22 protein-coding genes and 1 pseudogene are annotated in these 23823 nt (G+C 42.1%); 1 reads left to right on the forward strand and 22 read right to left on the reverse strand.

Translation table 11 applies throughout. From position 1 onward, the window contains the following. Window positions 1–54: 54 nt before the first annotated feature. The 3 genes from ACXAEO_RS18850 to ACXAEO_RS18860 form a co-directional block, all read right to left on the reverse strand. A complete protein-coding gene (locus ACXAEO_RS18850; RefSeq protein WP_474883621.1) occupies window positions 55–1605 on the reverse strand; it encodes a solute symporter family protein in 1551 nt (516 codons plus the stop codon). A 4-nt stretch (window positions 1606–1609) separates the two neighbouring features. Then, window positions 1610–1957 carry a DUF485 domain-containing protein gene (locus ACXAEO_RS18855; protein ID WP_474883624.1) on the reverse strand — a complete coding sequence of 116 codons (348 nt, stop codon included), beginning with the start codon at window positions 1955–1957 and terminating at the stop codon, window positions 1610–1612. A gap of 345 nt (window positions 1958–2302) precedes the next feature. Further along, window positions 2303–3265, reverse strand: coding sequence for an NAD(P)H-dependent flavin oxidoreductase (locus ACXAEO_RS18860; RefSeq protein ID WP_474883626.1), 963 nt, complete (start codon window positions 3263–3265; stop codon window positions 2303–2305). A gap of 80 nt (window positions 3266–3345) precedes the next feature. Here ACXAEO_RS18860 and ACXAEO_RS18865 point away from each other — a divergent pair, with 80 nt between their 5' ends. Beyond that, a complete protein-coding gene (locus ACXAEO_RS18865; protein ID WP_474883628.1) occupies window positions 3346–3861 on the forward strand; it encodes a gamma carbonic anhydrase family protein in 516 nt (171 codons plus the stop codon). A gap of 21 nt (window positions 3862–3882) precedes the next feature. On the opposite strand, the gene paaX is transcribed toward ACXAEO_RS18865, so the two are convergent. The 19 genes and pseudogenes from paaX to ACXAEO_RS18960 all read right to left on the reverse strand — a co-directional run bounded on the left by paaX (window position 3883) and on the right by ACXAEO_RS18960 (window position 23604). Continuing rightward, a complete protein-coding gene (paaX, locus tag ACXAEO_RS18870) occupies window positions 3883–4779 on the reverse strand; it encodes a phenylacetic acid degradation operon negative regulatory protein PaaX (RefSeq protein WP_474883630.1) in 897 nt (298 codons plus the stop codon). A gap of 101 nt (window positions 4780–4880) precedes the next feature. Then, window positions 4881–5657, reverse strand: a complete 777-nt coding sequence (locus ACXAEO_RS18875) for an enoyl-CoA hydratase-related protein (protein WP_474883633.1) — start codon at window positions 5655–5657, stop codon at window positions 4881–4883. Between the two features lie 86 nt (window positions 5658–5743). Next, complete coding sequence (locus tag ACXAEO_RS18880; protein WP_474883635.1) at window positions 5744–6949, reverse strand: acetyl-CoA C-acyltransferase; 1206 nt, start codon at window positions 6947–6949, stop codon at window positions 5744–5746. Further along, entirely contained in the window at window positions 6946–7821 is an 876-nt protein-coding gene (locus tag ACXAEO_RS18885; RefSeq protein ID WP_474883638.1) for a 3-hydroxyacyl-CoA dehydrogenase, read from the reverse strand. Before ACXAEO_RS18885 ends, ACXAEO_RS18880 begins: the two co-directional genes overlap by 4 nt. Before the next feature lie 205 nt (window positions 7822–8026). Next, window positions 8027–9544, reverse strand: a complete 1518-nt coding sequence (locus ACXAEO_RS18890; protein ID WP_474883640.1) for an aldehyde dehydrogenase family protein — start codon at window positions 9542–9544, stop codon at window positions 8027–8029. 17 nt (window positions 9545–9561) lie between these two features. Then, window positions 9562–10335, reverse strand: coding sequence for an enoyl-CoA hydratase-related protein (locus ACXAEO_RS18895; protein ID WP_474883641.1), 774 nt, complete (start codon window positions 10333–10335; stop codon window positions 9562–9564). Between the two features lie 12 nt (window positions 10336–10347). Then, window positions 10348–11124, reverse strand: coding sequence for an enoyl-CoA hydratase/isomerase family protein (locus ACXAEO_RS18900; protein ID WP_474883643.1), 777 nt, complete (start codon window positions 11122–11124; stop codon window positions 10348–10350). Then, window positions 11121–11426, reverse strand: a complete 306-nt coding sequence (locus tag ACXAEO_RS18905) for an EthD family reductase (protein WP_474883645.1) — start codon at window positions 11424–11426, stop codon at window positions 11121–11123. The genes ACXAEO_RS18900 and ACXAEO_RS18905 overlap by 4 nt, the downstream gene beginning before the upstream one ends. 15 nt (window positions 11427–11441) lie before the next feature. Next, on the reverse strand, window positions 11442–11942 hold the full coding sequence (gene paaD / locus ACXAEO_RS18910; RefSeq protein ID WP_474883647.1) for a 1,2-phenylacetyl-CoA epoxidase subunit PaaD: 501 nt from the start codon (window positions 11940–11942) through the stop codon (window positions 11442–11444). Between the two features lie 25 nt (window positions 11943–11967). Further along, complete coding sequence (paaC, locus tag ACXAEO_RS18915; RefSeq protein ID WP_474883649.1) at window positions 11968–12780, reverse strand: 1,2-phenylacetyl-CoA epoxidase subunit PaaC; 813 nt, start codon at window positions 12778–12780, stop codon at window positions 11968–11970. Continuing rightward, window positions 12777–13130, reverse strand: coding sequence for a 1,2-phenylacetyl-CoA epoxidase subunit PaaB (gene paaB / locus ACXAEO_RS18920; protein ID WP_474883651.1), 354 nt, complete (start codon window positions 13128–13130; stop codon window positions 12777–12779). The genes paaC and paaB overlap by 4 nt, the downstream gene beginning before the upstream one ends. A gap of 23 nt (window positions 13131–13153) precedes the next feature. Next, complete coding sequence (paaA, locus tag ACXAEO_RS18925; protein WP_474883653.1) at window positions 13154–14110, reverse strand: 1,2-phenylacetyl-CoA epoxidase subunit PaaA; 957 nt, start codon at window positions 14108–14110, stop codon at window positions 13154–13156. An 89-nt stretch (window positions 14111–14199) separates the two neighbouring features. Continuing rightward, a complete protein-coding gene (gene paaK / locus ACXAEO_RS18930) occupies window positions 14200–15525 on the reverse strand; it encodes a phenylacetate--CoA ligase PaaK (RefSeq protein WP_474883655.1) in 1326 nt (441 codons plus the stop codon). A gap of 342 nt (window positions 15526–15867) precedes the next feature. Then, a complete protein-coding gene (locus ACXAEO_RS18935) occupies window positions 15868–17745 on the reverse strand; it encodes an S-layer homology domain-containing protein (RefSeq protein WP_474883657.1) in 1878 nt (625 codons plus the stop codon). A 126-nt stretch (window positions 17746–17871) separates the two neighbouring features. Beyond that, a pseudogene (gene nikC, locus ACXAEO_RS18940) lies at window positions 17872–18769 on the reverse strand (nickel transporter permease). Between the two features lie 11 nt (window positions 18770–18780). Continuing rightward, window positions 18781–19785, reverse strand: a complete 1005-nt coding sequence (locus tag ACXAEO_RS18945) for an ABC transporter permease (RefSeq protein WP_474883660.1) — start codon at window positions 19783–19785, stop codon at window positions 18781–18783. Between the two features lie 216 nt (window positions 19786–20001). Beyond that, the gene (locus ACXAEO_RS18950) at window positions 20002–21585 is read right to left on the reverse strand and encodes an ABC transporter substrate-binding protein (RefSeq protein ID WP_474883662.1); all 1584 of its coding nucleotides are present in this window, start codon (window positions 21583–21585) and stop codon (window positions 20002–20004) included. Between the two features lie 59 nt (window positions 21586–21644). Beyond that, window positions 21645–22613 carry an ABC transporter ATP-binding protein gene (locus tag ACXAEO_RS18955; protein WP_474883664.1) on the reverse strand — a complete coding sequence of 323 codons (969 nt, stop codon included), beginning with the start codon at window positions 22611–22613 and terminating at the stop codon, window positions 21645–21647. Further along, the gene (locus ACXAEO_RS18960; RefSeq protein WP_474883666.1) at window positions 22588–23604 is read right to left on the reverse strand and encodes an ABC transporter ATP-binding protein; all 1017 of its coding nucleotides are present in this window, start codon (window positions 23602–23604) and stop codon (window positions 22588–22590) included. The genes ACXAEO_RS18955 and ACXAEO_RS18960 overlap by 26 nt, the downstream gene beginning before the upstream one ends. Between the last annotated feature and the right edge of the window lie 219 nt (window positions 23605–23823).

Below are 23823 nucleotides of genomic sequence, written 5' to 3' on the forward strand. Positions count from 1 at the left end.
ATCTAGCATGTTATTAAACAACACTTCATAAAAAAGTAGTCCCCTGTATGACAATCAATGATCTTTCGCCGCACTGATGCCATATCCTGTATTGGATTTGAACAGCACTTCAGCAAAACTTTCTTCATTCGCTTTTTCTTTAGACAATACCGTTCCTAGGTAAGCACCGAGAAAACCAAGTGGTACTGTGTAAATAGTAGGGTTAATCATCGGAAAAATAGGATCTCCGGTGAAAATGGCGGCTCCCGGAATCGGATTCCACACATTTGGACTTAAAAGGACAAGCGTCACAGAACTGACAAGCCCAAACACCATACCTGTAATGGCCCCAACAGAATTAAAGCGCTTCCAATAAATTGTGCATAAAATAACCGGCAAATTAGCACTAGCTGCAATTCCAAGTGCTAATACAGATAAAAAGGCCACATTTAGCTTTTGAGCGAACAAAGCAAGTAAAATGGAGATGACCGCTACACCAATCGAAGCAACACGGGCCACAAGCACTTGCTGCTTTTCAGTCACATTCCCACCTTTAATGATTTCTCCGTATATATCATGCGCAAAAGCCGAAGCAGATGTAAGCACAAGACCTGAAACAACAGCGAGAATTGTTGCAAACGCAACAGCAGAAACAAACGCGAATAAAACGTCTCCCCCCACCGTCAAGGCTAGTAATGGCGCGGCCATGTTCCCCGCAGGATTCGCTGCCACAATGTTATTAAAACCGACGAATGCAGCTGCTCCAAATCCTAAAAAGATAGTCATGATGAAAAAAGCACCGATAAACCAAGTGGAATACACAACAGATTTACGGGCAGTAGAGGCGTCCTTTACAGTGAAGAATCGAACAAGAAGATGAGGTAACCCAGCTGCTCCCAATACAAGTGCCATATTAAAAGAAATCATGTCCAGTCCGTTTTTGTATTTATTCCCAGGATTCAAAAATTCATCTCCTAAAGGTGTTACAGACTTAACATGCTCAAACATGTGCATTACATTGAAATTAAACTTGGCAAATACAATGAAGGTTAAAATGAAAGAACCGACAAGCAACAAGACCGCTTTCGTAATTTGCACCCAACTCGTTGCAGTCATCCCGCCGAAAATAACGTAAATGGTCATTAGCACTCCAACAAGCAATACTGACCACGCATAATCAATTCCAAGAAGCAATTTAATTAATCCACCAGCTCCGACAAGTTGAGCGATCATGTAAAAGATGGAGATGACCAATGTGTTAAGAGCTGCCATTCCCCGAACTTTTTTTGAATTGAAACGAGCTGTGATCATATCAGCCATTGTATATTTTCCTAGATTACGAAGCGGTTCAGCAACAAGATACAGCAAAAATAAAAAGGCAACTAAGTTTCCAATGCTCATGTAAAATCCATCAAACCCGACTAAAGCAATGGCTCCCGTAATACCAAGAAATGAAGCGGCTGACATAAAATCCCCTGCTACCGCCAACCCATTTTGCCACGCAGTGAGTCCACCGCCTGCTGTATAAAAATCGCTGGCATTCTTCGTTTTTTTGGAGGAAAGGTATGTAATCGTCAGCGTGAGAAAGATAATACCTAGAAATAACATTAACGCGAATGTACTCATCTTACTATAATTCCTCCTTATAGTTCACCAAAATAGTATCTGCTAATTTATCATACTTTTCAGACTTTTTGATGTAAATGATACCGCAAACCCATACGAGTACAAATTGTAACAGTGCATATATCCACGCTAAAGAGATGCTTCCAATCACCTCATAAGTCAATACTTTCGTGTAAGCAGCTAACAGCGGCAACAAAAAATAGAAGCCGAAGAAAAACAAGGTCATAGGCAAAATAAACGCTTTTTTCCTTTTCAGCAGTTCTTGAAAATCATCCGTTTGAACTAACGACGTGTACGTCATCTTTTCTTTGTTTACATTTCGGCCTTGAGACTGATGAATATTCATCTCCATACATACTCCCCCTTTTTATAACAAATATAGAAATAAAAAAAATATTTGTTATTTTTGTTCTCCCTTAATCTATCAACTAGACAGCACCTTAATAAAATTCGATGTTTTTTAGTTATCACCTCCTTTATTTGCATTTATATAACTAAAAAATAATAAATCGTTTTAAAAACGGAATATGTAAAAATTGTATTATTTTTAACTAAAATTACCACATGACCTTAAAATTGTAAATAAAATTCACATATTTCTGTAAAAATATTTTCTCTCTACTTTTTTATAAAAGATATTTCCCTATAATAAAAAAGACTCGCAAAACAAGGCTGCGAATCTTCCGTTTATCTACATTTAATAATTTAGTGTATTCAACTGAGAAGCTGTTTGGTCAACTTTCTTCCTTGCTTCATCCATCATACCATCTAGCAATTCTTGAACAGATGGAATGTCCGAAATCAATCCGGCAACTTGTCCGCTATTGACAAAGCCTTTCTCTAAATTCCCTAGCATAGCTCCTGTTACGTGCTGTTTTTCCGACGTCAACTCATTGTATTCTTCAAGCGTCAAGCCTTCTTTCTCCATTTCTAGCATTTTACTCGCATACGGTACATTGAGCACTCTTCTCACACGCCCCACAGAGCGCCCGACGATCATTGTATCTGTATCAATCGCTTCGACAAGCCCTTGTTTATAAACATGGTGGAATGGTGCTTCTCTTGTCGCGATAAGACGCGTTCCCATTTGCACCCCACTTGCGCCAAGCATGAGTGCGGCCGCTAGGCCTCTTCCATCACCAATACCACCCGCTGCTACGACTGGAATATTCACATGCCGGACAATTTGCGGAATGAGTGTAAATGTCGTGATTTCTAAGTTCGAATTAATCCCTGCTGCTTCATACCCTTCTGCTACCAATACGTCCGCACCTGCCGCTGCCGCTTTTTGTGCATGCTTAACCGATGCCACTACCACCATTACCTTCACTCCATGTTCGTGAAGAGTCGGAATAATGGGTGCCGGATTGCCCGCTGAAAGCGACACGATTGGGATATCATGCTTGATAACGAGTGCAAGCATCTCTTTAACAAATGGCGAAACGGTAAGAGCAATATTTAAAGCAAATGGCTTATTCGTCCGATTTTTGGTTTCTAGAATAATATTTTCTACTTCTTCTGGTGTCATCGTTCCACAGCCAATTGTACCTAGCCCCCCTGCTTCTGATACGGCAGCCGTTAACACAGCATTACTGATATTCCCCATCCCCCCTTGGATGATTGGATACATAATTTGCAATTGCTCACATAAATATTTCATTTTTTCCCCTCCTACTACTAATAATGTTATAATAGAAACAATATAAAAACAATTGCGACTAATAAAAAGGAGGAACCTGTATGCTAATTTCTCATAACGGAAAAAGCCCTGCCATTCACGAAAGCGTCTTTGTTGCACCTGGTGCCTATTTAATTGGAGATGTCACCATTGGAAAGGAATCGACCATTTGGTTCAACTCTGTTTTACGGGCAGATGAAGGCGCTATCAAAATTGGCAACCGCTGTAGCATTCAAGATAACTCAACAATCCATTTATATGAAGGATGTCCCGTAACGGTTGAAGACGAGGTAACAATTGGACACAATGTAATTTTGCATGGCTGTACAATTGGCCAACGCTCCATTATCGGCATGGGTTCGACAATCCTTGATGGAGCCGAAATTGGAGAAGAATGCATTATAGGAGCCAATACTCTCATTCCATCCGGTAAAAAAATTCCTCCGCGTTCACTCGTAATGGGGTCTCCAGGTAAAGTCGTCCGTGAGGTGACTGACAAAGATTTGGAATTAATTCAGTTGTCTATCGATTCCTATGTCCAAAAAGGATATGAATTCAAAAACATCCTCGATAAATAAAAAATTCCTGGAGGCTTTCCTCTAGGAATTTTTTATTTGTTCGCTAATTAAAGGATGGTCAGATGCATCGTACGATTCATCTTTTCTTCTTAAATCGTTATCTGCCTGAAATACCTCCTCAAAAAAACGGTTCGCAGGCTCTGCCAGCAGTTTATAATATTGACTGAATAGCAATGCCGCATGATTGCCGCTCCATCGGGAAGGAAGCAGCTCCTTCGGCAGACCTGGATCAATGAACAAAAACTTACGATATTCGTGAACGAGATTCGTTCGTTCCACAAAACATTCAGCATCTGTCATCTGACCTCGCTGAATAATACTTTGGTGGATAATATATTTTTTGCTGTACAAAGAAATAAATTGCTCGTATTTTTCTTCAATATCTGTAAGAGGCCAGCTTTTTTCAACTAAGGCTAAATCTTTCTGCGGACCTTTGTAATCAGCTAAAAAGAAATCGACATACGATTCAATATCGTATTTATCAATTAAAAGCTGCACTTCTTTGTCTAAGCTGTTTGGAGAAATCCAGCAGCCATTGGCAAAGCTTCCGAATCCGCTCCATAAAAGTTCTTTTCTAAACTCATCTCGAATTTGTCTTTTTTCCTCTGGAATGGTATACATTAAAATTCTCCACTTACCATCCCACTCATGCGGATTCAGCTTGAAAATTCTTCGCGCCGCTTCCTCAATTCGGTTAACACCACGGTCTGTGAGAAAATAATAGCTCTTATTCCCTTGTTTTTCAGACTGGACCCAGCCTTGTTTTAACATGCGGGAAACGGCTACGCGCACCGCTTGCTCGTTATGCCCAAATTCTTTCAATAGACGAATTAAGCTGCCAATCCAAATTTTGTTGCCGTAGTGACGAATATAGTCTCCATAAATCGTAAAAATCATTGATTGTGTATTTGCACTCACTTCTCAATCACTCTTTCTGTTTGCACCGCCTGCTCATGTTTACAGTAACGCACTAAAGATTTAATACTATCATATCTAACTTTTCTCAATAATCGCAACTATTATTTTCCTTTAAAATTTGGAAAACGGCGCTCACTAAAAGCTGTTAACGCTTCCAAACGGTCTTCTGTTGGAATTGTGAGTTCATAAGCCTTCGCTTCGATAGACAAACCTGTCTGTAAGTCCACATTCATCCCATTTGTAATGGCGTATTTCGCTTGTTTTAAAGCAATGGGACCATTTCTCATCATCTCGCAGGCAAAATCTTCACAAGCTATCATTAAGTTCTCTCTGTTGACGACCTTCGTTAAAATGCCTAATTCATACGCATGAGTCGCAGAAATTTTTCGCGCAGTAAAAATAAGCTCTTTCGCCTTTGCTTCTCCAACTAAACGCGGTAAACGCTGCGTCCCGCCTGCTCCTGGGATGATGGCCCAGCTCGTTTCTGTCAGCCCCATTTTTGCTTCTTCTACCGCAATGGAAAAATCACATGCAAGCATTAACTCAAACCCGCCTCCAAAAGCATAGCCGTTTACTGCCGCAATAGTCGGCTGTGGCAAAGAGGCGATGCTGTTAAAGACATCCCTAATCGCTTTCACATTTCTTCTCACTTCTGTTTCCGTCAATGTTTTGCGCTCTTTCAAATCGGCCCCTGCGCTGAACGCTTTTTCTCCTGCTCCTGTAAAAATAGTGACTCTTACTTCCGAATCATGATGAATGGCGGTCACAACCTCTTGCAGTTGCTGTAGCGTCTCATAATTAAAACAATTAAGCACGTCAGGTCGATTAATTGTGACATACCCTATTTGGTCTCGCACTTCATATAAAATGGATGACATTCTCCTGCACTCCTTTTCACCATATGTGTTTTCAGCAAACAGTCCTTACTTAGCTGCACTAAATAAGGACCTTTTCTGCCTCTTCGTTATGCCTTTACATTCTCAACAATGGTTGCAATCCCTTGCCCAACACCGACACACATTGTCGCAAGTCCGTATTGTGTATCCCGCTTTTTCATTTCATGAATAAGGGTTGTTAAAATACGGGCTCCGCTCGCTCCAAGTGGATGACCAAATGCAATCGCCCCTCCATTCACATTGACTTTTGTTTGATCCAACTCCAGCTGGCGAATGCATTCTAATGCTTGGGAAGCAAATGCTTCGTTTAATTCAATTAACCCGATATCTTCTATCGTTAAATTAGCACGCTTCAACGCTTTTCTCGTCGCAAAAATCGGGCCAAGTCCCATAATGGCTGGTTCAAGTCCTGCTGTCGCACCAACGACATATTTCACTAATGGTGTTAATCCTAACTCTTTTGCTTTCTCAGCACTCATGATTAGTAACGCCGCTGCTCCATCGTTCACACCTGAGGCATTGCCAGCTGTAACCGTTCCGCCAGCAAACAATGGCTTTAATTTTCCGAGCTTCTCCAACGTTGTATCAGGGCGGGGATGTTCGTCTGTATCAACGACGATTTCATTTCCTTTTCGATCTTTGTAGACAACTGGCACGATTTCTTCAACAAAGCGCTGTTCATCCATGGCCATTTGCGCTCGCCTCTGACTCTCTAATGCAAATTCGTCTTGGTCCATGCGCGACACATTAAAACGCTCCGCTACATTTTCCGCCGTTTTTGGCATCGTATCCACTCCGTACATCTCTTCAAGCTTTTTGTTCGTAAAACGCCAGCCAATCGTCGTGTCTTGTAATTCCATACTGCCGCGAGGAAACTCTTTATCCGGTTTAGCCATCACAAAAGGCGCACGTGTCATACTTTCAGTGCCCCCAGCAATGTAAATCTCTCCTTCCCCTACAGCAATGGCTCTTGCTGCATACATGACCGCATCTAACCCTGATCCGCACAACCGATTCACCGTCGTTCCCGCTACTTCAACCGGAAGACCCGCTAGTAGAGCCGACATTCTCGCCACATTTCGGTTATCTTCTCCCGCTTGGTTCGCATTCCCAAAAATTACTTCTTCAATATCCGCAGCCGGCAAATTAGGATTCCGTTCAATCAGCGCCTTAATGACGATGGCCCCTAAATCGTCTGGACGGATACTTTTTAATGCTCCATTATATCGGCCAATTGGTGTTCGAACCGCATCTACAATGACTACTTCTTTCATTTTTTCATCGCCTCTTTTTCTTTATTTGTGTAATCATACACACCTTTGCCCGTCTTGCGGCCAAGACGGCCTGCTTTTACGTATTGCTCTAGCAGCGGAGCTGGGCGATATTTTTCGCCTAACTTTTCATGTAGATACTTTAAGTTATTCAAACGAGCGTCCAATCCAACTAAATCAACTAACTCAAACGGACCCATCGGATAGTTCAGTCCTAACTTAATCGCTTTATCAATTTCTTCAGGTGTCCCTAGACCTTCTTGCAGCATATAAAAAGCTTCATTTCCAACTAATGCGCTAATGCGGCTCGTCACAAAACCAGGAAATTCATTGATGACCACTGTCTCTTTTCCCATTTTCTCTGCTGTTTCTTTAATGATTTGTGCCGTTTCATCACTTGTTTCCAATCCGCGAATGATTTCTACAAGCGGCATTTTATGTACTGGATTAAAAAAATGCATAGCAATCGTCTTTTCAGGACGTTTGGCGTATGAAGCAATCTCTGTTGGACTCATCGTCGATGTATTCGTCGCAAAATAACAATGAGCGGGGGCGTGTTCTTCTAATGTTTCAAATACTTGTTTTTTAATTTCCACTTTCTCCGGAACTGCTTCAATGACTAAGTCAGCGTTGCTAGCAGCCTCTTGCAAGCTAGAAGAATAGGTTAAACGATTTTGAGCCGATTGTACGGTTTCCACAGATAGCTTGCCGCGTGCCACTCCTTTTTCAAAAAGGCCGTTAAGCTCATTTTGGGCATTTCCTAAAGCCACTTCATTCACATCCACTAAAGTGACCGAATAACCCCCGACAGCTCCCACATAGGCGATGCCTTTTCCCATCACACCTGAGCCTATTACTACAATGTTGTTAATCATTGTTCTCCTCCTTTTAGACACATACTTAGACAAAAAGGTTGTCTGAAAAGGGCAACATCATCTCTTTTCAGACAACCTCAGCAAAATGGACCGTTATGAAAATCTGATGATATCAACAGTTTTGATAACGGTTCCACTTTGAATCAAAAAGAAAAACCATCATTTTTACAAGTGTTAGGGCGCATTCGTCAGCCCCATCATGCCATTACAAGCCGAATGGATTTAGCGGACGGCTTCCATAATAAGAGATGATGCTTTTCGTTTCCGTATATAAATCAAGTGTTTCAATGCATAGTTCACGTCCAAAGCCAGACTGCTTATAACCGCCAAACGGTGTGCCTGGGAACGCAGAAAATGGGCAGTTTACCATGACGATACCCGCTTGAATTTGATTAGCGACACGAGTAGCTCGGGCTCCATCTTTTGACCAAACAGCAGAACCTAATCCGAATTCTGTGTCATTGGCAAGCTTAATGGCTTCTTTTTCGTCTTTAAATTTCATCATGACAACCACTGGGCCAAAAATTTCTTCTTTGACGACTTTCATATCGTGGTTTACATTGGCAATGATGGTCGGCTCATACCAAAAACCATGTTCAAATCCTTCCACTTTAGCTGCTTGACCGCCTGTTAAAATTTCTGCCCCGTCTTCTATCGCCGATTTCACATAACCGTCGATCACATCCAGTTGACCTTGATCGATAATTGCACCAACATGCGTTTCTTTATCAAAAGGATTTCCTAATTTTAATTTCTTTGTTTTTTCTACAAACTTACTGACAAACTCATCGTAAATATCTTCATGTACGTATAAGCGAGAACGCGCTTCACACGATTGACCTGTGTTATAGAAAATACCAAATAAAGACCCATCTACTGCCGCATCAATATCTGCATCTTCAAAGACGATGTTCGGGGACTTCCCGCCAAGTTCCAGTGTGACACGCTTCAATGTTTGTGAAGCTTTTTCCATAATGTTTTTTCCGATTGGCGTCGAACCAGTGAATGCCACTTTGTCGACTTGCTTATGTTCGACAAGGTAGTTGCCGACTTCTGACCCTGAACCTGGAACGATATTGACGACCCCTTCCGGTACGCCAGCTTCGAGGCAAATTTCTCCTAAAATAATCGCTGTAAGTGGGGTTAAAGACGCTGGTTTGACAACGACTGAACAACCTACGGCAATAGCTGGGGCAATTTTCCACGCCGCCATCATCAATGGATAGTTCCAAGGGATAATTTGAGCACAAACCCCTACCGGCTCTTTTTCCGTATAGTTTTGGAATTGTCCAGGTACGTTATTAACCTCGCCGCGATGGGCTACAATGGCACTTGCATAAAACTCAAAGTCTTCAATCGCTTGCATCACTTGACCTTGTGCCGCATGAAGAGATTTTCCTGTATCTAAAATCTCTAATTCTACTAATTCATTAAATCTAGCACGCATAATGGAGGCAATTTTATTTAATGTACGCGAACGCTTATTAACAGGGAACTTCTTCCACTTTCCGTAATCAAATGCATGGCGAGCTGCTTGAATCGCTTTTTCTGTATCTTCTTGTGTTGCCTTCGCGACTTCTGCAACGACTTCACCGGTCGCAGGATTATATGTTTTAAACGTCGTTCCGCTGCTGCTTTCAACCTTTTCACCATTAATAATTAGATGATAAAATTCACGCTTCATAGCAAGCTGTCCCGCTTTCACTTCTTGAACTGTTGACATAGTCTCTCCCACTCCTTTTATTTTCCTGTAAAAGTTGGTCTTCTTTTCTCTAAGAAGGCGCTTACACCTTCACGATGGTCTGTTGTTAACCCTGCAATGCGCTGCCCTTCTGCTTCTCGCTCCAAAAATTCATTAAAAGGGAGGTCATTTGCTAAATGTAAAGAACGTTTAATTAAACCGATAGCTTTCGTTGGCATAGCTGCCAAACGAAGAGCAAAGCTTTCAATTTCAGTTCCCCATTGGTCAACCGAGATTACTTTTGTCACTAGACCCAGTTGCAGCGCTTCTTCCGCTGACATCTTCTCCCCTAACATAGCAAGTTCCGCTGCCTTCGCATGTCCAATTAATCTAGGAAGGAAATAAAGATTTCCCGAATCAGGAATTAAGCCGACGTGAATGAATGCATTAATGAAGCTTGATTTTTCAGAAGCTAACCGAAAGTCACACGCAAGCGCCAAACTAAATCCAGCTCCTGCGGCTACACCATTTACAGCTGCTATAATCGGTTTCTCACACTGCATAATTTGTTTCATCATTGGACCATAGTGCTCTCGGAGAACTTCACCGTGATCCATGTCATCGCTCACTTCCGATAAATCCTGACCGGAACAAAAAGCACGTCCTTCTCCTGTTATGACAATTGAGCGAACCGCTTCGTCCAGCGAAGCCTCTTTCACCGCTTCTTTAATTTCACGGTTCATCTGAGCGATAAAAGCGTTCAGTTTATCAGGCCTGTTCAATCGCAGCCACGCCACCCCATCTTTGACGTCGTAACGGACAGTTTCAAACATCGCTTCTCCTCCTTATCTCCCTTTGAAATTCGGTTTTCGCCTTTGTGTGAAAGCCTGCATTCCTTCTTTTTGATCTTGTGAGGAGAATAATAGATAAAAATTCTTTCGCTCATACTGCATGCCTTCATATAAAGAATAATCAACAGCTTTGTTGACGGAATCTTTAATAAGGCGCATAGAAAGAGGAGGCTGTTTTGCTAATTTTCCGGCAAACTTCAGCGCTTCTTCCATAAGCAATTCGGGCGCCACGATTCGATTAACAATTCCATGTTCCATCGCCTTCTCAACGGGAATACGATCTCCTGTTAACAGCCATTCCATCGCCTTCGTTCTGCCGACAAGCTTTGTTAAACGCTGCGTTCCACCCGCTCCTGGCATCACACCGATGCCTACCTCCGGAAACGAGAATTCTGTGCCGCTTGCCGCAATGACCATGTCACAGCATAGCGCTAGTTCAAATCCGCCGCCAAAAACAAATCCTTTCACAGCCCCGATAATCGGCTTCTTAATGAAAGCAAGACGATCCCAGTCGGCAAATTGATTGAGAAGCTCTAGATGAATTGAATCATCATCCATCATTTCGTCAATATCAGCCCCTGCTGAAAATGCGCGACCTTTGCCTGTGAGCAGAATGGTCACTACCTCATCATGCTGGTCGAACGATTCCATTGCTTCGGCAATTTCCCGCACCATCGTGCGATTTAATGCATTATATTGTTTCGGGCGATTCAGTTCAATTATCCCAATTCTTTCCACAATCGATGTTTCAATGAATTGGAACACGGTCATTTCACTTCTTCACCAATCATTAATGTGACTAACTCACCAGCAAATCCCATTAAATCTTTGCCTGATGCTTTTCCTTCTGCTGAACGCATGCCTTGCTTCAGCGCCTCATGATCGTCATAATACATTTCACACATTAAATAATATTCTCCCTCCCCACCCATTGGAGAGCCGACAATTTTCGTAACCTCCATTTTGCGAAGACCTGGAATTTTTTCTGTAATGGGCGCATGTACATTGAAATAATGCTCGTCAAATGCCTCTTTATTTTCAGGATGTTTGTATAAAGCTATCATTTTCACCATGTTTTTTTCCCCGCTTTACATTAGATTTGAAATAGGCTTCATTGCCTCAAATGGATTTTTACAGCTTTTACAGTACAAAATGCTTCTACATGCCGTTGGACCGAAAATATTTTCCAGTGTGACATAAGTCGAACCGCAATACGGACAGTCGACATGCCAAGAGCCGTCTTCTTTCATCTGTCTTGGAGGTGGGGCAATTCCAAATGCTTTTAACCCTTCACTTCCCTTTTCGGTAATGCGGTCTGACGTCCACGGAGGAGAGGTGATAAACTCTACTTTCACTTCCTCCGTATCAGGAATTCCTTTTACCGCACGGACGATATTATTTCGAATAATTTCTAGCGCCGGGCAGCCTAGAAATGTAGGCAAAATTTTAATGTGCACATCCAGTTCCTTAATCGAAATCGCTTCGACCATCCCAAGGTCTATAATGCTTACTGTATCGATTTCAGGATCTTTCACTGTTTCCAACATAGCCACTACTGCTTCTTTTGTGACCTGCAAGGGTGCTATCATTTTTCACACCTCTTTTTCTAATTAATTACCAAGGAGCAACAGGATCGATATTGTATACTTCGCTCAACGTCACAAGAGCCGACTGCAAGTCTTCCGTATGTTCTCCGTTGCGGCCATTTTGGCTTACAGTGCTCGTCAGCTTAGGAAGTTCTACATGTAATGATTCAAATACAGGAGCTAAAGAGGCTACCCATCTTTCCTGCAAAACAAGCTCTTCCTCGATTAAACCAAGCGCCTTCATTTGCTCTCCATATTTACCGAATGAAAACATATCAGCAAAGTCGCTCATCACGTTCTCCATTGCCTCCAGCATTCGTTCCTTCGCTTCCTCTGTCGTACTTAAAAGCTGAACGAACCATGTTTTCCAGTGCAGAAGATGATAATACAGCTCCATATTCACTTTGACAGCAATCTCAGCAAGCGGACCGTACGTACTTTGCTTTAACGAGTCAATTTTCACTTTCTTCGCTTGCGTATAAAAATAGTTTCTTACAACCGTATAGGCCCAATCGTATTGAGGATCCTCCATATAATGACCAGGTCCGTTGACACGCTCTACTAAAATACTATTCTTTCTTTCGGACGCAGGACGAGCATGGGCTAAGTCATCCGCTTTGCCTAATCCAAGTTCCTCTAACAAGCTATAAAACATTGCCGCATGTCCCATGCTGTCTTGGCTAATCGAAGAAGACGCTACATCTTCTTCAATATGAGGTGCTAACCCGAGCCATTCAGAGCCGCGATACGCAAAAAGGAAATCATCGTCTGCTAATTGAAGAAGCAGCTCTGTTAATGCCTCTTTATATTCCGGGCTCATTGTGTTTGCCGCTTCACTCATTTGTTATCTCCCCCTGCCCATGACAAAATCTCTTTTTCATCCAGCATTTGCTGTTCGTAATGACGCCATTTCTTTTTTAAATATCCGTAGCCTTTCGTCGTTCGGTACTCTTTATTATCGAGTCGCTGTAAAATCTGTTTTTCCTCTAATGATAACCCGCGAATATCATCTCTTTTGACGATCCATATATCCGCAACCGGTTCACGGCGCATAAAATTTTCCTGTGCCATAATGAGCGCCATATCTGCATTCGGTGCAAGCAAACTGAATTGATGCTGAAACGAAGAGCTTGGTGTACGTTTACTGAATACTTCATACTCTTGATAAAAAGTTTGATGGTTGGTTTCCATCTGCCCATCCCCCCTTCTGCTTGTTATCTAATAGCTGCACTCAAAGCCTCTCTTACCCAAGCGTTATTTTCATACGATGTTTTGCGGAGATTTAAACGTGCTTGAGAACGTGGACCTTGATTTTTAATAATTTTTTTAAATTCATTCCAATCCGGCTGTCTATATACCCATTGCTTCTGTTCTTCATCATAGCGAAGGTCAGGGTCCGGAATCGTTAAACCGAGTGATAAAATCCTCGGGATATATTTTGTGAAAAAATCCTGCCTGAGCTGCTCATTTGTCTTTGTACGAATTTTATATTTAATCGTAACGTCTTGTTTGGATGTGCCTGTCGTGTCACTGCTCGCAGGACCAAAGAACATAAGCAGCGCATCCCACCAGCGATTTAATGCCTCTTGAATCATGGCCTTTTGCTCTTCGGTTCCTTCGGCTAACGCCATAATAATCGCTTCACCGTGCTGGGCATGAAACACTTCCTCTGCACAAATGCGCTGGAGCGCTCTCGCGTATGGTCCGTAAGAAGCCCCTAACATATTCGTTTGCGTGATAATGGCGGCTCCGTCTACAAGCCAGCCAATTAACCCTGCATCTCCCCATGTTTTCGTCTCCATATGAAACACATTATGAAACTTCAAATCACCTTTAAATAAGTCTTCCATTAAATCACCACGGTTTTTCCCGTATGGTTTTAGAAGATCTTCTGCTACGCGAAGCAGCAGTTGCCCATGCCCCATCTCATCCTGTACTTTCGCCATAATGCCAAGCTTGCGGCGAAGAGACGGTGCTTTCGGTACCCACTCTTTCTCTGGAAGCGCTCCCATTATTTCGCTAATTCCATGCATGGAGATTAATTTTACAAGGGCCATTCTATATTCATCAGGCATCCAATCATCGGCTTCGATTTTCTCACCTGCTTCAATTCGCTGAATAAATTGCTCCATTTTTTCTTCTTCAGTTATTGTTTGTATGAGATTAGACATCGTCTTCCCCTCCTTTTATAACAATTTTATAACGTTATTATAAATTAATGTTATATAGAAAAGCAAATAAATTCTAAAAATTTAATATTTTATATTGTAAGCTCTGCCTTTCGTTCATCAATAATGCGAACAGCTTTCCCTTCCGACCGTGGAATGCTTCTTGGAGCAAGCACGTTGACCTTCATGCTTACTAAACAGTTATTTTTCATAGAATGCTGCACTTTTTTCATCACTTGGCGAATATGCTCGTGCTCCATATTACCATTAACCAATCGGTATATCTCTTCTTTAATTTCAACATGAAGTTCAAGCGTATCTAACGAACCCTCGCGGCGCAAACGAACTTGGTAATGAGGAACAAGTTCTTCAACTTGAATTAAATAATGTTCAATTTCAGATGGAAAAACATTTACCCCTCTTATAATGAGCATATCATCAATTCGTCCTTTTACACGGGACATCCTTGTTGTCGTCCTCCCACATCGACAGGCTTCGGTCGTAATGGACGCAATATCTCCTGTGCGATAACGAATGACCGGAAATGCCTCTTTCGTTAAACTTGTAAACACTAACTCGCCTTCTTCTCCCTCTGCCACCGGTTCAAGCGTGTCGGGGTTAATTACTTCCACGATAAAATGGTCATCCGCTATATGTAAGCCATCTTGCGCTTCATGACATTCCATTGCTACACCAGGTCCCATGACTTCGCTTAATCCGTAAATGTCACATGCCTTAATACTAAATTTCTCTTCTAGGACTTTCCGCATTTCTTCCGACCACGGCTCCGCTCCAAATATCCCGAACTTTAACGAACTGTTTCTCGGATTTTTCCCCATCGCCTCCATTTCTTCCCCAATTTTCAGCACATAGGAAGGCGTCCCTGCAATAACACTCGGTTGAAAATCTTCAATAATCGTCATTTGCCGTTCCGTATTTCCTCCAGAAATCGGGACAGTCGCCATCCCAAGTTTTTCTGACCCATAATGCAAGCCTAATCCACCAGTAAACAAGCCGTATCCGTATGCATTATGAAACACTCCGCCAGGCTCTCCTCCTGCTAGCGCAATGGCACGCGCCACAATTTCTGCCCAGTGGTCGATATCGTTTTTGGTATACCCAACTACTGTCGGCTTGCCACTTGTACCAGACGAAGCATGTAACCGAACAATCTCTTTCATGTCTGCCGCAAATAAATTGAACGGGTAATTGTCACGTAAGTCTGTTTTCTTCGTAAACGGAAGCTTTTGAATATCATTCAGTGTCCGAACACTGTCAGCGCTTACATTTAATTTCTTAAACATCTCCTTGTAAAAGGGCACTTTGTCATACACTCTTTTTACTGTTTCTTTTAAACGTGTGAGCTGCATCTCTTCTAATTTTTCCCGTGAATACGTTTCAACCTCATGCATGATCATCTTTTTAATCTCCTCTCGTTCACCGCAACACGTGAAGCGCCTACAAAGATGAATGTCTACCATGTTCTTTTTGAAGGTTAGTCTTTTTTATAACGAATTTTTATTAATTTTTAAAAAAACGTTATATTTTATACATTTAAAATAGCACATACACCATTAATTGTAAATATTTTCAGACATTTTAATATAAACGTTTTTGAGCCGCCAGAACCCCTTATATTAACTATCTCCACTCTATGTTACTTAATAAAAAAATGCCGTCTATCATTCTTTTTGGCCATAAAAAATACCGTCTCCTTTCACAGAAAGAAAACGGTATACTTTCATCGTCTTATATTTTAATTATTCTATTACATGGAGAGCCCGATCAACAAACGCCGAAAACTGCACACGGGTGACAAATTCATTTGGACGGAACGTACCATCGGGATAACCGGTTGTCACATCATTAGCTGCTAGTATATGGATAAACTCTCTCAGCGGAGACTGTGCTGATACATCTTGGAATGCCTCTTTCGTATCGCCTTTCAAACGAAAAGCGGTCACAAGCGCTTTGGCCATATCTCCGCGATTTAAATAATCATTTGGACGGAATTGCCCGTTTTTCAAGTCTAATATTCCTTTATTAACCACATACGCGGCGGCTTCATAGCCATAGGCCCCTGCCTTCAAGTCAGAGGCATTCAATGTTGCCGAAGAACTTAACGAAGCATTGAGCGCTCTCGCTAGCATTTGGGCTCCTTGCAATCTCGTAATTTTATAATTCGGTCGGAACGTACCATCGGGATAACCGGTAATAATACCAAGGTACGACAAATTATAAATGTCCTTTGCCGCCCAATGCGTCCACGGAACGTCCTTAAATGTTCCGGTGCTCACAATGCTTTTCGTTTGGTTGCCTTGAATGTTTAAATACATTTTCGTGGCATCTGTTTGCAGTACCTCTTGCCCTTCACTTCCGAAACGGTATGTGACTTTTAATTCATAACGCCCATCCGTCGGATTTTTCGGCAAACTAAGATGAAATTTCTCCGGATATTTCGAATAAGAAGACGTATCTGGCGTTAAGCCGACTAAATGCTTTTTATAAGACGCCAATGATTTTCCATTCGGTGCTATCACTTCTACTACCATCGTTCCTCTTGACGGTACATTGCCCGTATTCTGGACTGTTGCTGTTCCGTAAACTGCATACTCAGTAGGTCGTGCATAGGCTTTTACATCAGATAAAGAAATGGCTACTCGGCGATTAACAGGCTGATTGGTGGAATGAGACGCCGCTGTCCAAAGAAGGGATTGTTCCAAAAGCGCCTCCATCTCCTCTTCCCCTTGTAATCCATCATACATCTTATTCTCATATGTAAGCGGATATGGAATGCCGACATAATCAAATGCTCGAAAACCGAACCAAACGACACGACCTTTCCCATATTCAATCGCATACGAGGCATTCGTTCCTTTTGCAGCATGTTCGGGTTTTTTCGAGAACCCGATGCTTTCATACGTCAGCAATGGGGTTACGTTTGCTCCCTTATAAGGCTGAAGTACTTCAATCCATTCGCCGCCTTCTCGGTTGTTATGGATAGAGAGCTTCGATTGTCCTAAAGCTTTCAGCGTGTTTTGGATAATCGGATGAGTACTCGCTTGTGTTAATGTCGTATTTTTCACGACAACGTCGTTGATGAAACCAGCTTGAAACACTTCCGTTAAATTGTCCCACTCCCAAATCCACGTTTTCGTATCATAAATGAGCGGAGAAAAATCCAATTGACCTTCCCTCGGTACTTTCGTCGCTTCATTGCGGGCGGTTCCATAAATAAACAAGGCACCGCCTCCGTTACGAATGTACTCTTTCACACTCGCCCTCTGCTCCTTTGACATAAGAACGGTATGCGGAAACACGAGCGTTTCATACTGCCTAAGCACAGAAGCACTTTTCAAATCTTGGTCGGTCACCTTCTCCACATGGAAACCTTTCTCCTGCAGGAGGGCATACAGTTTCTCCTCTTTTTCTAAAATAGGAGACCATATTTCTTTTGCATCGACCTTCCGGTTGTTGTATACCCCTTCTGGTCTTGAGATGAGAGCGTAATCTTCGCTTGCTTTTGAAAAAATGACGCCGATTTTCCCCTCAGATGCGGCTAACGCCTCTCTGTTATACAAACTCGCCGATAGAAATACCATCACTACGATGACAAGCATGTGCCATCCTTTTGCCATTCGCCCTCTCCTCCTTTTTATACCAACACACTATTTATTATATTTTCTAGTTATTTGATCATAAAGAATTTTTGAACAAGGCGCATAAAAAATGGACCTTTTCCCAAGGTCCATGTCGGTATTTCCTTAACTTTTCATTCGTGGATCCAATGCATCTCGAAGGCCGTCGCCCATTAAGTTGAATCCAAGTACGACAAGCATAATAGCCAAGCCTGGGAAAATCATCGTCCAAGGGGCTTGTACTAAAAATTGCTTTGAGTCGGCCAACATTTTCCCCCATTCAGGATTCGGCGAGCGCACCGAGCCCTAAAAATCCAAGTGCTGCTGCTTCAATAATCGCTGTGGCAATCGCGAGCGTTCCTTGAACAATAATCGGTGTCATACTGTTTGGCAAAATGTGCGAAAATAAAATTCGCGCATCACTCATTCCAATAGCCTTTGCCGCCATAATGTACTCTTCTTGCTTGACGCTTAATACTTTTGAACGGATTAAACGCCCGAAATTTGGAATGTTAATGATGGCAATAGCAATGAGTGCATTTTGTAAAGATGGTCCTAATACCGCTACTACTCCAATCGCCAGCAAAATACTTGGAAACGCCAGCATAATATCAAAAATACGGGAGATTAACGTATCCACCCATTTACCATAATAACCGGCAACAATCCCAAGAATCGTCCCTACAACAACCGAACCTAGAACAGAGAAAAATCCAACCCATAAGGAAATTCTTGCCCCGTAAATTACACGAGATAAAATGTCACGGCCAAAATCATCCGTTCCAAACCAGTGCTCACTCGAAGGCGGCTGTAGTCTTTTCGCTAAATCTTGTTCGTTAATGCCTTGCGGGGCAATAAGCGGTGCGAAAATGGCTAATACGATGAAAAATAACACAAGACAAGCACCCACAAGTGCCAGTTTGTTCTTCCGAAATCCTTTCCACGCCTCTTTCCATGGTGAAACGGCCATATCTTGCTGGGCGGTGGAATTTAACGGTGCATCATTTCTTGCTAATTCTGCCATGAGCGTTCCCCCTAGTTATATTTAATACGCGGATCAATCGCCGCATAAAGAATGTCGACAATTAAATTAATTAAGACGAAAATAACGGCAATGACTAAAATACCTGACTGAATAACAGGATAATCACGGAAGCCAATCGCTTCGTATATGTAACGCCCAATTCCTGGCCAGCTGAAAATGGTCTCCGTCAAAATGGCACCGCCAAGCAAAAGCCCTAATTGTAAACCGATAATTGTAATAATCGGGATAACAGCATTTTTTAAGGAATGCTTGTACACGACCCAAAACATTCTCAACCCTTTCGCTCTTGCTGTACGAATATAGTCAGAGCGCATTACTTCAAGCATGCTCGAACGAGTAATACGGGCAATGATAGCCATTGGAATAGTTGCCAATGCAAAGCTTGGCAGTATTAAATGCTGCAGTACTTGCATAAATTGATCGGTTCTTCCTTGAATGAGTGTATCGATAAGATAAAGGTTCGTAATCGCTTCAACTGGATTGCGCACATCTTCTCTTCCGGAAGTCGGCAGAGCCTCCAACTGAATGGAAAATACCCACTGCTCCATTAAGCCGAGCCAAAAGATCGGCATAGACACGCCAATTAACGCTAAAAGCATGGCGGCATAATCAAACCATGAATTTTGAAACCATGCACTAATAATCCCCGCATTAACTCCGATAAATACAGCAATGAATAAAGCGACAACCGCTAACTCCAATGTCGCAGCTAAATATGGAACCATTTCTTCAATAATCGGTGATTTTGTGCGAAGGGAATCCCCTAAGTCACCTGTCAGCAATCCACTTAAATAATGAAAATATTGAGTATACCAGGGCTGATCCAACCCTAGCTCTTTCGTGAGTGCTTCAATGGCTTCTTTCGTTGCCAGCTGTCCTAAAATTACTTGGGCCGGGTTGCCTGGAATGGCGCGAATCATAAAAAAGACAACAAGTGATAAGCCAAGCAATACCGGTATCAGCATTAAAATCCTTCGTACAATGTAAGAGAACATATAATCACTTCTTTCATGCGATAGTAAAAGAGCTGTCCCATCTTAAATTAACGGGCAAACCTACCTAATGAAAAACCCCGTCACAGAATCCCTTGATTTTACCGGATTTTCATGACGGGGCCTTTTTAAAGGGGAATGTTGAGGGAAACCACTCTCCCTCATCAGCCTCCCTCTTTCATCTCAATAATTTGCCTCCATTATGCAGGTCTGTCTAAATTATTGAAACTCAACTGTTGCCAATTCATCAGAACCAGTTGGATGTGCTTTAAATCCAGTGATGTTTGCTTTACCGCCTAATGCTGGCTTAGAGTGAACAAGCGGTATCCAAGGAGCATCGTCTTTAATAATTACTTGTGCTTGTTTGTATAGTTCATTTCGTTTTTCAGGGTCTACTTCTGTTTGTGCCTGAATTAATAAGTTATGAACTTCTTCGTTTTGGTAATAAGCGTAGTTGTTGCTTCCAATAGAGTCTTTATCAAGCAATACATATAAGAAGTTATCCGCATCACCGTTATCGCCTGTCCAGCCAAGCAAGAACGCATCCGCTTCTCCTGCACGTGCTTTATCTAAATAAGTAGCCCACTCATATGTGACAATTTTTGCTTTAACGCCGATTTTCTCAAAGTTTGCTTGAAGCGCTTCTGCTACTTTCTGTCCGTCTGGCATATATGGACGAGGTACAGGCATTGCCCATAATTCCATTTCAAAACCGTCTGGATAGCCAGCTTCCGCTAACAATTGTTTTGCTTTTTCTAAATCAAACGGATAATCTTCAATGCTGTCATTATAGCCTTCTACTACTTCAGGCATCGGGTTTTTAGCTGGAGTTGCTTCACCCGCAAAGAATGCATCGACAAGTGCTGATTTATCTACCGCATGGTTTAATGCTTGACGTACTTTCTTATCCTCTAATGGGCCTCTTGTATTCGTTAATCCTAAATACGCGACGTTTAAAGATGGACGGAAGAATGTTTGCAAGTTTGAATCACTTTCAATTCCAGGAACATCTGTAAAGTTCACACCATCGATTAAATCCACTTCACCTGTTTTTAAAGCATTTAAACGAGCAGAGTTTTCAGGAATCACTGTGAAGATAACTTGATTTAACTTCGGCAGACCGTCAATCCAGAAATCTTCGTTCTTTTCGATGACGATACGGTCGTTACGCTTCCATTCTTTAAACTTAAACGCTCCTGTACCGACAGGATTCTCATTATATTTTTCACCATATTTCTCAACCGCTGCCGGTGAAGAAATCGCAAATGGGGACATCGCTAAATTTTTGAAAAACGGAGCTAACGGACGGCTTAATTTGAATTCTACCGTAGCCGGATCAACTGCTTTTACTTCTTGAATGACATCACCAAATTGAGAGTTGTAATAGTAGAACTGTTCTTTGTTGCCTGCTTTCCAGCGATTAAAGTTGAACACAACCGCTTCTGCATTAAAGTCCGTACCATCGTGGAATTTAACACCTTCTTGAAGCTTCAATGTGTAAGTCAAACCATCTTCAGAAACAGACCATTCTTTCGCAAGTCCAGGATTTAATTCTGTATCTTGTTCACCAAACTCAATTAACGTATTGAATAAGTTTTTCGTTACTTTAAAAGATTCTCCATCTGTGGCTGTTGCAGGGTCCAATGAAACCGCGTCTCCACCGCGTCCAAATACGAGTGTGTCTTGCTGAGTGGAGCCTGCTTGCTCTTCACCGCCTGTTGATTCTGACTTGCTGCAACCAACTAGAGCCATGGAAAGCGTTAATACAAAAACGAGTGCTAAAGCATACCATTTTCTCTTCACTTAAAATCCCCCTCTTATATTATTTATCTATCATTAATGCCGTCTGCCGTTCTTTCGTTTCACTCATAAAGATGACAGGCAACAAAATGATTCGGTTCAACCTCTTTTAACTCAGGACGTGTCGTTCGACATACATCCATGCACTTGCCACAGCGTGTATGGAACGGACAGCCAACCGGTGGGTTGGATGGACTTGGCAAATCACCTTCAAGAATAATCGGTTCACGCGTAAAGTCCGGGTCTGGTACAGGAACCGCCGAAAGCAGCGCTTCTGTGTAAGGATGAAGTGGCTTTTCGTATATCTTTTCACTTTCAGACAGCTCGACCATTTGCCCTAAATACATTACTCCGACACGATCGCAAATATGTCGAACAACGCCTAAATCATGCGAGATAAAAATATACGTTAATTGAAATTCCTTCTGCAAATCCTCTAGCAGATTTAATACTTGGGATTGAATCGACACATCCAGAGCTGACACCGGTTCGTCGGCGATAATGAGCTTCGGATTAGTCATTAAAGCTCTCGCAATGCCGATTCGCTGTCTTTGCCCTCCGCTGAATTGGTGAGGATAACGACTTGCATGGTAACTACTTAGCCCGACCACCTTCAGCATATCGCGGACTCTCTGTTTACGTTCTTCTTTATTGCCTATGCCGTGTACAATGAGTGGCTCTTCTAATATTTTCTCAATCGTATGACGCGGATTAAGCGAGGCGAAGGGATCTTGAAAGACCATTTGCATTTCCCTGCGCAATTTGCGCATCTCACTATTTGATAAACTCGTAACCTCTTTTTCTTCAAACATGACTTGTCCTTCTGTCGGCTCGATTAACCGAAGCAACAGTCGTCCCGTCGTCGATTTTCCGCATCCGCTTTCACCGACAATTCCAAGTGTCTCTCCCTTTTTCACTTCAAAGCTTAAGCCGTCTACCGCCTTGACGGCCCCTATTTGTTTACTGAAAAGTCCTCCTTTAATGGGAAAGTGCTTTTTCAGACCTTTAACTTGTAACAGCGATTCCGTCATTCGTCCCAACCCCCTCTTCTGTATGTAAGAAGCAGCGTACACGATGCTTCGTGCCATCTACTTCGTAAAGGAGAGGATCTTCTTCCAAACATCGTTTCCCTGCATGTTCACAACGTCCCGCAAATCGGCATCCTTTTTTAATCGATCCAGGCTTCGGCACGTTCCCTGGAATTGAGTAAAGATGGTCCTTCTTATGGCGTTTATCCGGAACCGACTGAATAAGCCCTCTCGTATATGGGTGCTTTGGATTTTTAAAAATCGTTTGCACATCCGCTTCTTCGACTACTTTTCCTGCATACATAACCGTCACGCGATTACACACTTCAGCCACTACGCCTAAGTCATGTGTAATAAGCATGATAGCCGTATTCAGTTTTTCATTTAATTCTTTCATCAGCTGTAAAATTTGAGCTTGAATCGTCACATCTAACGCCGTTGTCGGTTCATCGGCAATGAGCACTTGCGGGTCGCAAAGGAGCGCCATCGCGATCATCACACGCTGACGCATCCCTCCAGATAACTGATGCGGATACTCTTTATATAATTCCTCCGGTCTTGGCAAACCGACGAGTTTCAGCATGTTGATGACGTGATCTTTCGCTTTTTTCTTGTCCCATTTTCTATGTATACGAATCGCTTCTGTTAATTGATTTCCGATTGTAAAAAGCGGATTGAGGGATGTCATTGGCTCTTGGAAAATCATCGCAATATCATTCCCTCTAATTTCACGCATTCTTTTTTCGGATGCTTGTACTAAATCTTCGCCTTTAAAATAAATGTGGCCCGAAGTGATTTTCCCCGGCGGACTCGGAATGAGCCTCATAATGGAAAGTGACGTAACACTTTTTCCACACCCTGATTCTCCGACGATGCCTAAAATCTCGCCTTCATTTATATGAAAATCTACATGATCAACAGCTGGTATTTCCCCTTCATCTGTAAAAAAGGATGTATTTAAACCAACTACATCCAGTACCCTCTTTTTTGTCATATTCCCACATCCTAAAATGACTTTTTTATAAATAATTAGAATATTTTACATTTTTAGAGTATACATTCTATTCTAAAAAAGTTAAAGAGGATTGGCAGAAAAAGTTCCATTTTTTTCATCGACATATTACGACAACGACACTTAATCCTCCCTAAAAACCTGGTGTATACAGGTTTTAAATAAATATAAAACGCTTACATTTTTAGCTATTAACACATT

The organism is Bacillus sp. ABA4_010 (assembly GCF_056159105.1).

What these genes read in the sequence shown, in the direction of transcription:
- ACXAEO_RS18875 (WP_474883633.1), bottom strand. Translation starts at nt 5,657, where the DNA reads ATGTCATCCATTTTATATGAAGTGCGAGACCAAATAGGGTATGTCACA.
- ACXAEO_RS18865 (WP_474883628.1), top strand. Translation starts at nt 3,346, where the DNA reads ATGCTAATTTCTCATAACGGAAAAAGCCCTGCCATTCACGAAAGCGTC.
- ACXAEO_RS18895 (WP_474883641.1), bottom strand. Translation starts at nt 10,335, where the DNA reads ATGTTTGAAACTGTCCGTTACGACGTCAAAGATGGGGTGGCGTGGCTG.
- paaC (WP_474883649.1), bottom strand. Translation starts at nt 12,780, where the DNA reads ATGAGTGAAGCGGCAAACACAATGAGCCCGGAATATAAAGAGGCATTA.
- paaB (WP_474883651.1), bottom strand. Translation starts at nt 13,130, where the DNA reads ATGGAAACCAACCATCAAACTTTTTATCAAGAGTATGAAGTATTCAGT.
- paaD (WP_474883647.1), bottom strand. Translation starts at nt 11,942, where the DNA reads ATGATAGCACCCTTGCAGGTCACAAAAGAAGCAGTAGTGGCTATGTTG.
- paaK (WP_474883655.1), bottom strand. Translation starts at nt 15,525, where the DNA reads ATGATCATGCATGAGGTTGAAACGTATTCACGGGAAAAATTAGAAGAG.
- ACXAEO_RS18860 (WP_474883626.1), bottom strand. Translation starts at nt 3,265, where the DNA reads ATGAAATATTTATGTGAGCAATTGCAAATTATGTATCCAATCATCCAA.
- ACXAEO_RS18945 (WP_474883660.1), bottom strand. Translation starts at nt 19,785, where the DNA reads ATGTTCTCTTACATTGTACGAAGGATTTTAATGCTGATACCGGTATTG.
- ACXAEO_RS18960 (WP_474883666.1), bottom strand. Translation starts at nt 23,604, where the DNA reads ATGACAAAAAAGAGGGTACTGGATGTAGTTGGTTTAAATACATCCTTT.
- ACXAEO_RS18885 (WP_474883638.1), bottom strand. Translation starts at nt 7,821, where the DNA reads ATGATTAACAACATTGTAGTAATAGGCTCAGGTGTGATGGGAAAAGGC.
- ACXAEO_RS18900 (WP_474883643.1), bottom strand. Translation starts at nt 11,124, where the DNA reads ATGACCGTGTTCCAATTCATTGAAACATCGATTGTGGAAAGAATTGGG.
- paaA (WP_474883653.1), bottom strand. Translation starts at nt 14,110, where the DNA reads ATGTCTAATCTCATACAAACAATAACTGAAGAAGAAAAAATGGAGCAA.
- ACXAEO_RS18935 (WP_474883657.1), bottom strand. Translation starts at nt 17,745, where the DNA reads ATGGCAAAAGGATGGCACATGCTTGTCATCGTAGTGATGGTATTTCTA.
- ACXAEO_RS18905 (WP_474883645.1), bottom strand. Translation starts at nt 11,426, where the DNA reads ATGGTGAAAATGATAGCTTTATACAAACATCCTGAAAATAAAGAGGCA.
- ACXAEO_RS18890 (WP_474883640.1), bottom strand. Translation starts at nt 9,544, where the DNA reads ATGTCAACAGTTCAAGAAGTGAAAGCGGGACAGCTTGCTATGAAGCGT.
- ACXAEO_RS18850 (WP_474883621.1), bottom strand. Translation starts at nt 1,605, where the DNA reads ATGAGTACATTCGCGTTAATGTTATTTCTAGGTATTATCTTTCTCACG.
- ACXAEO_RS18955 (WP_474883664.1), bottom strand. Translation starts at nt 22,613, where the DNA reads ATGACGGAATCGCTGTTACAAGTTAAAGGTCTGAAAAAGCACTTTCCC.
- ACXAEO_RS18880 (WP_474883635.1), bottom strand. Translation starts at nt 6,949, where the DNA reads ATGAAAGAAGTAGTCATTGTAGATGCGGTTCGAACACCAATTGGCCGA.
- ACXAEO_RS18855 (WP_474883624.1), bottom strand. Translation starts at nt 1,957, where the DNA reads ATGGAGATGAATATTCATCAGTCTCAAGGCCGAAATGTAAACAAAGAA.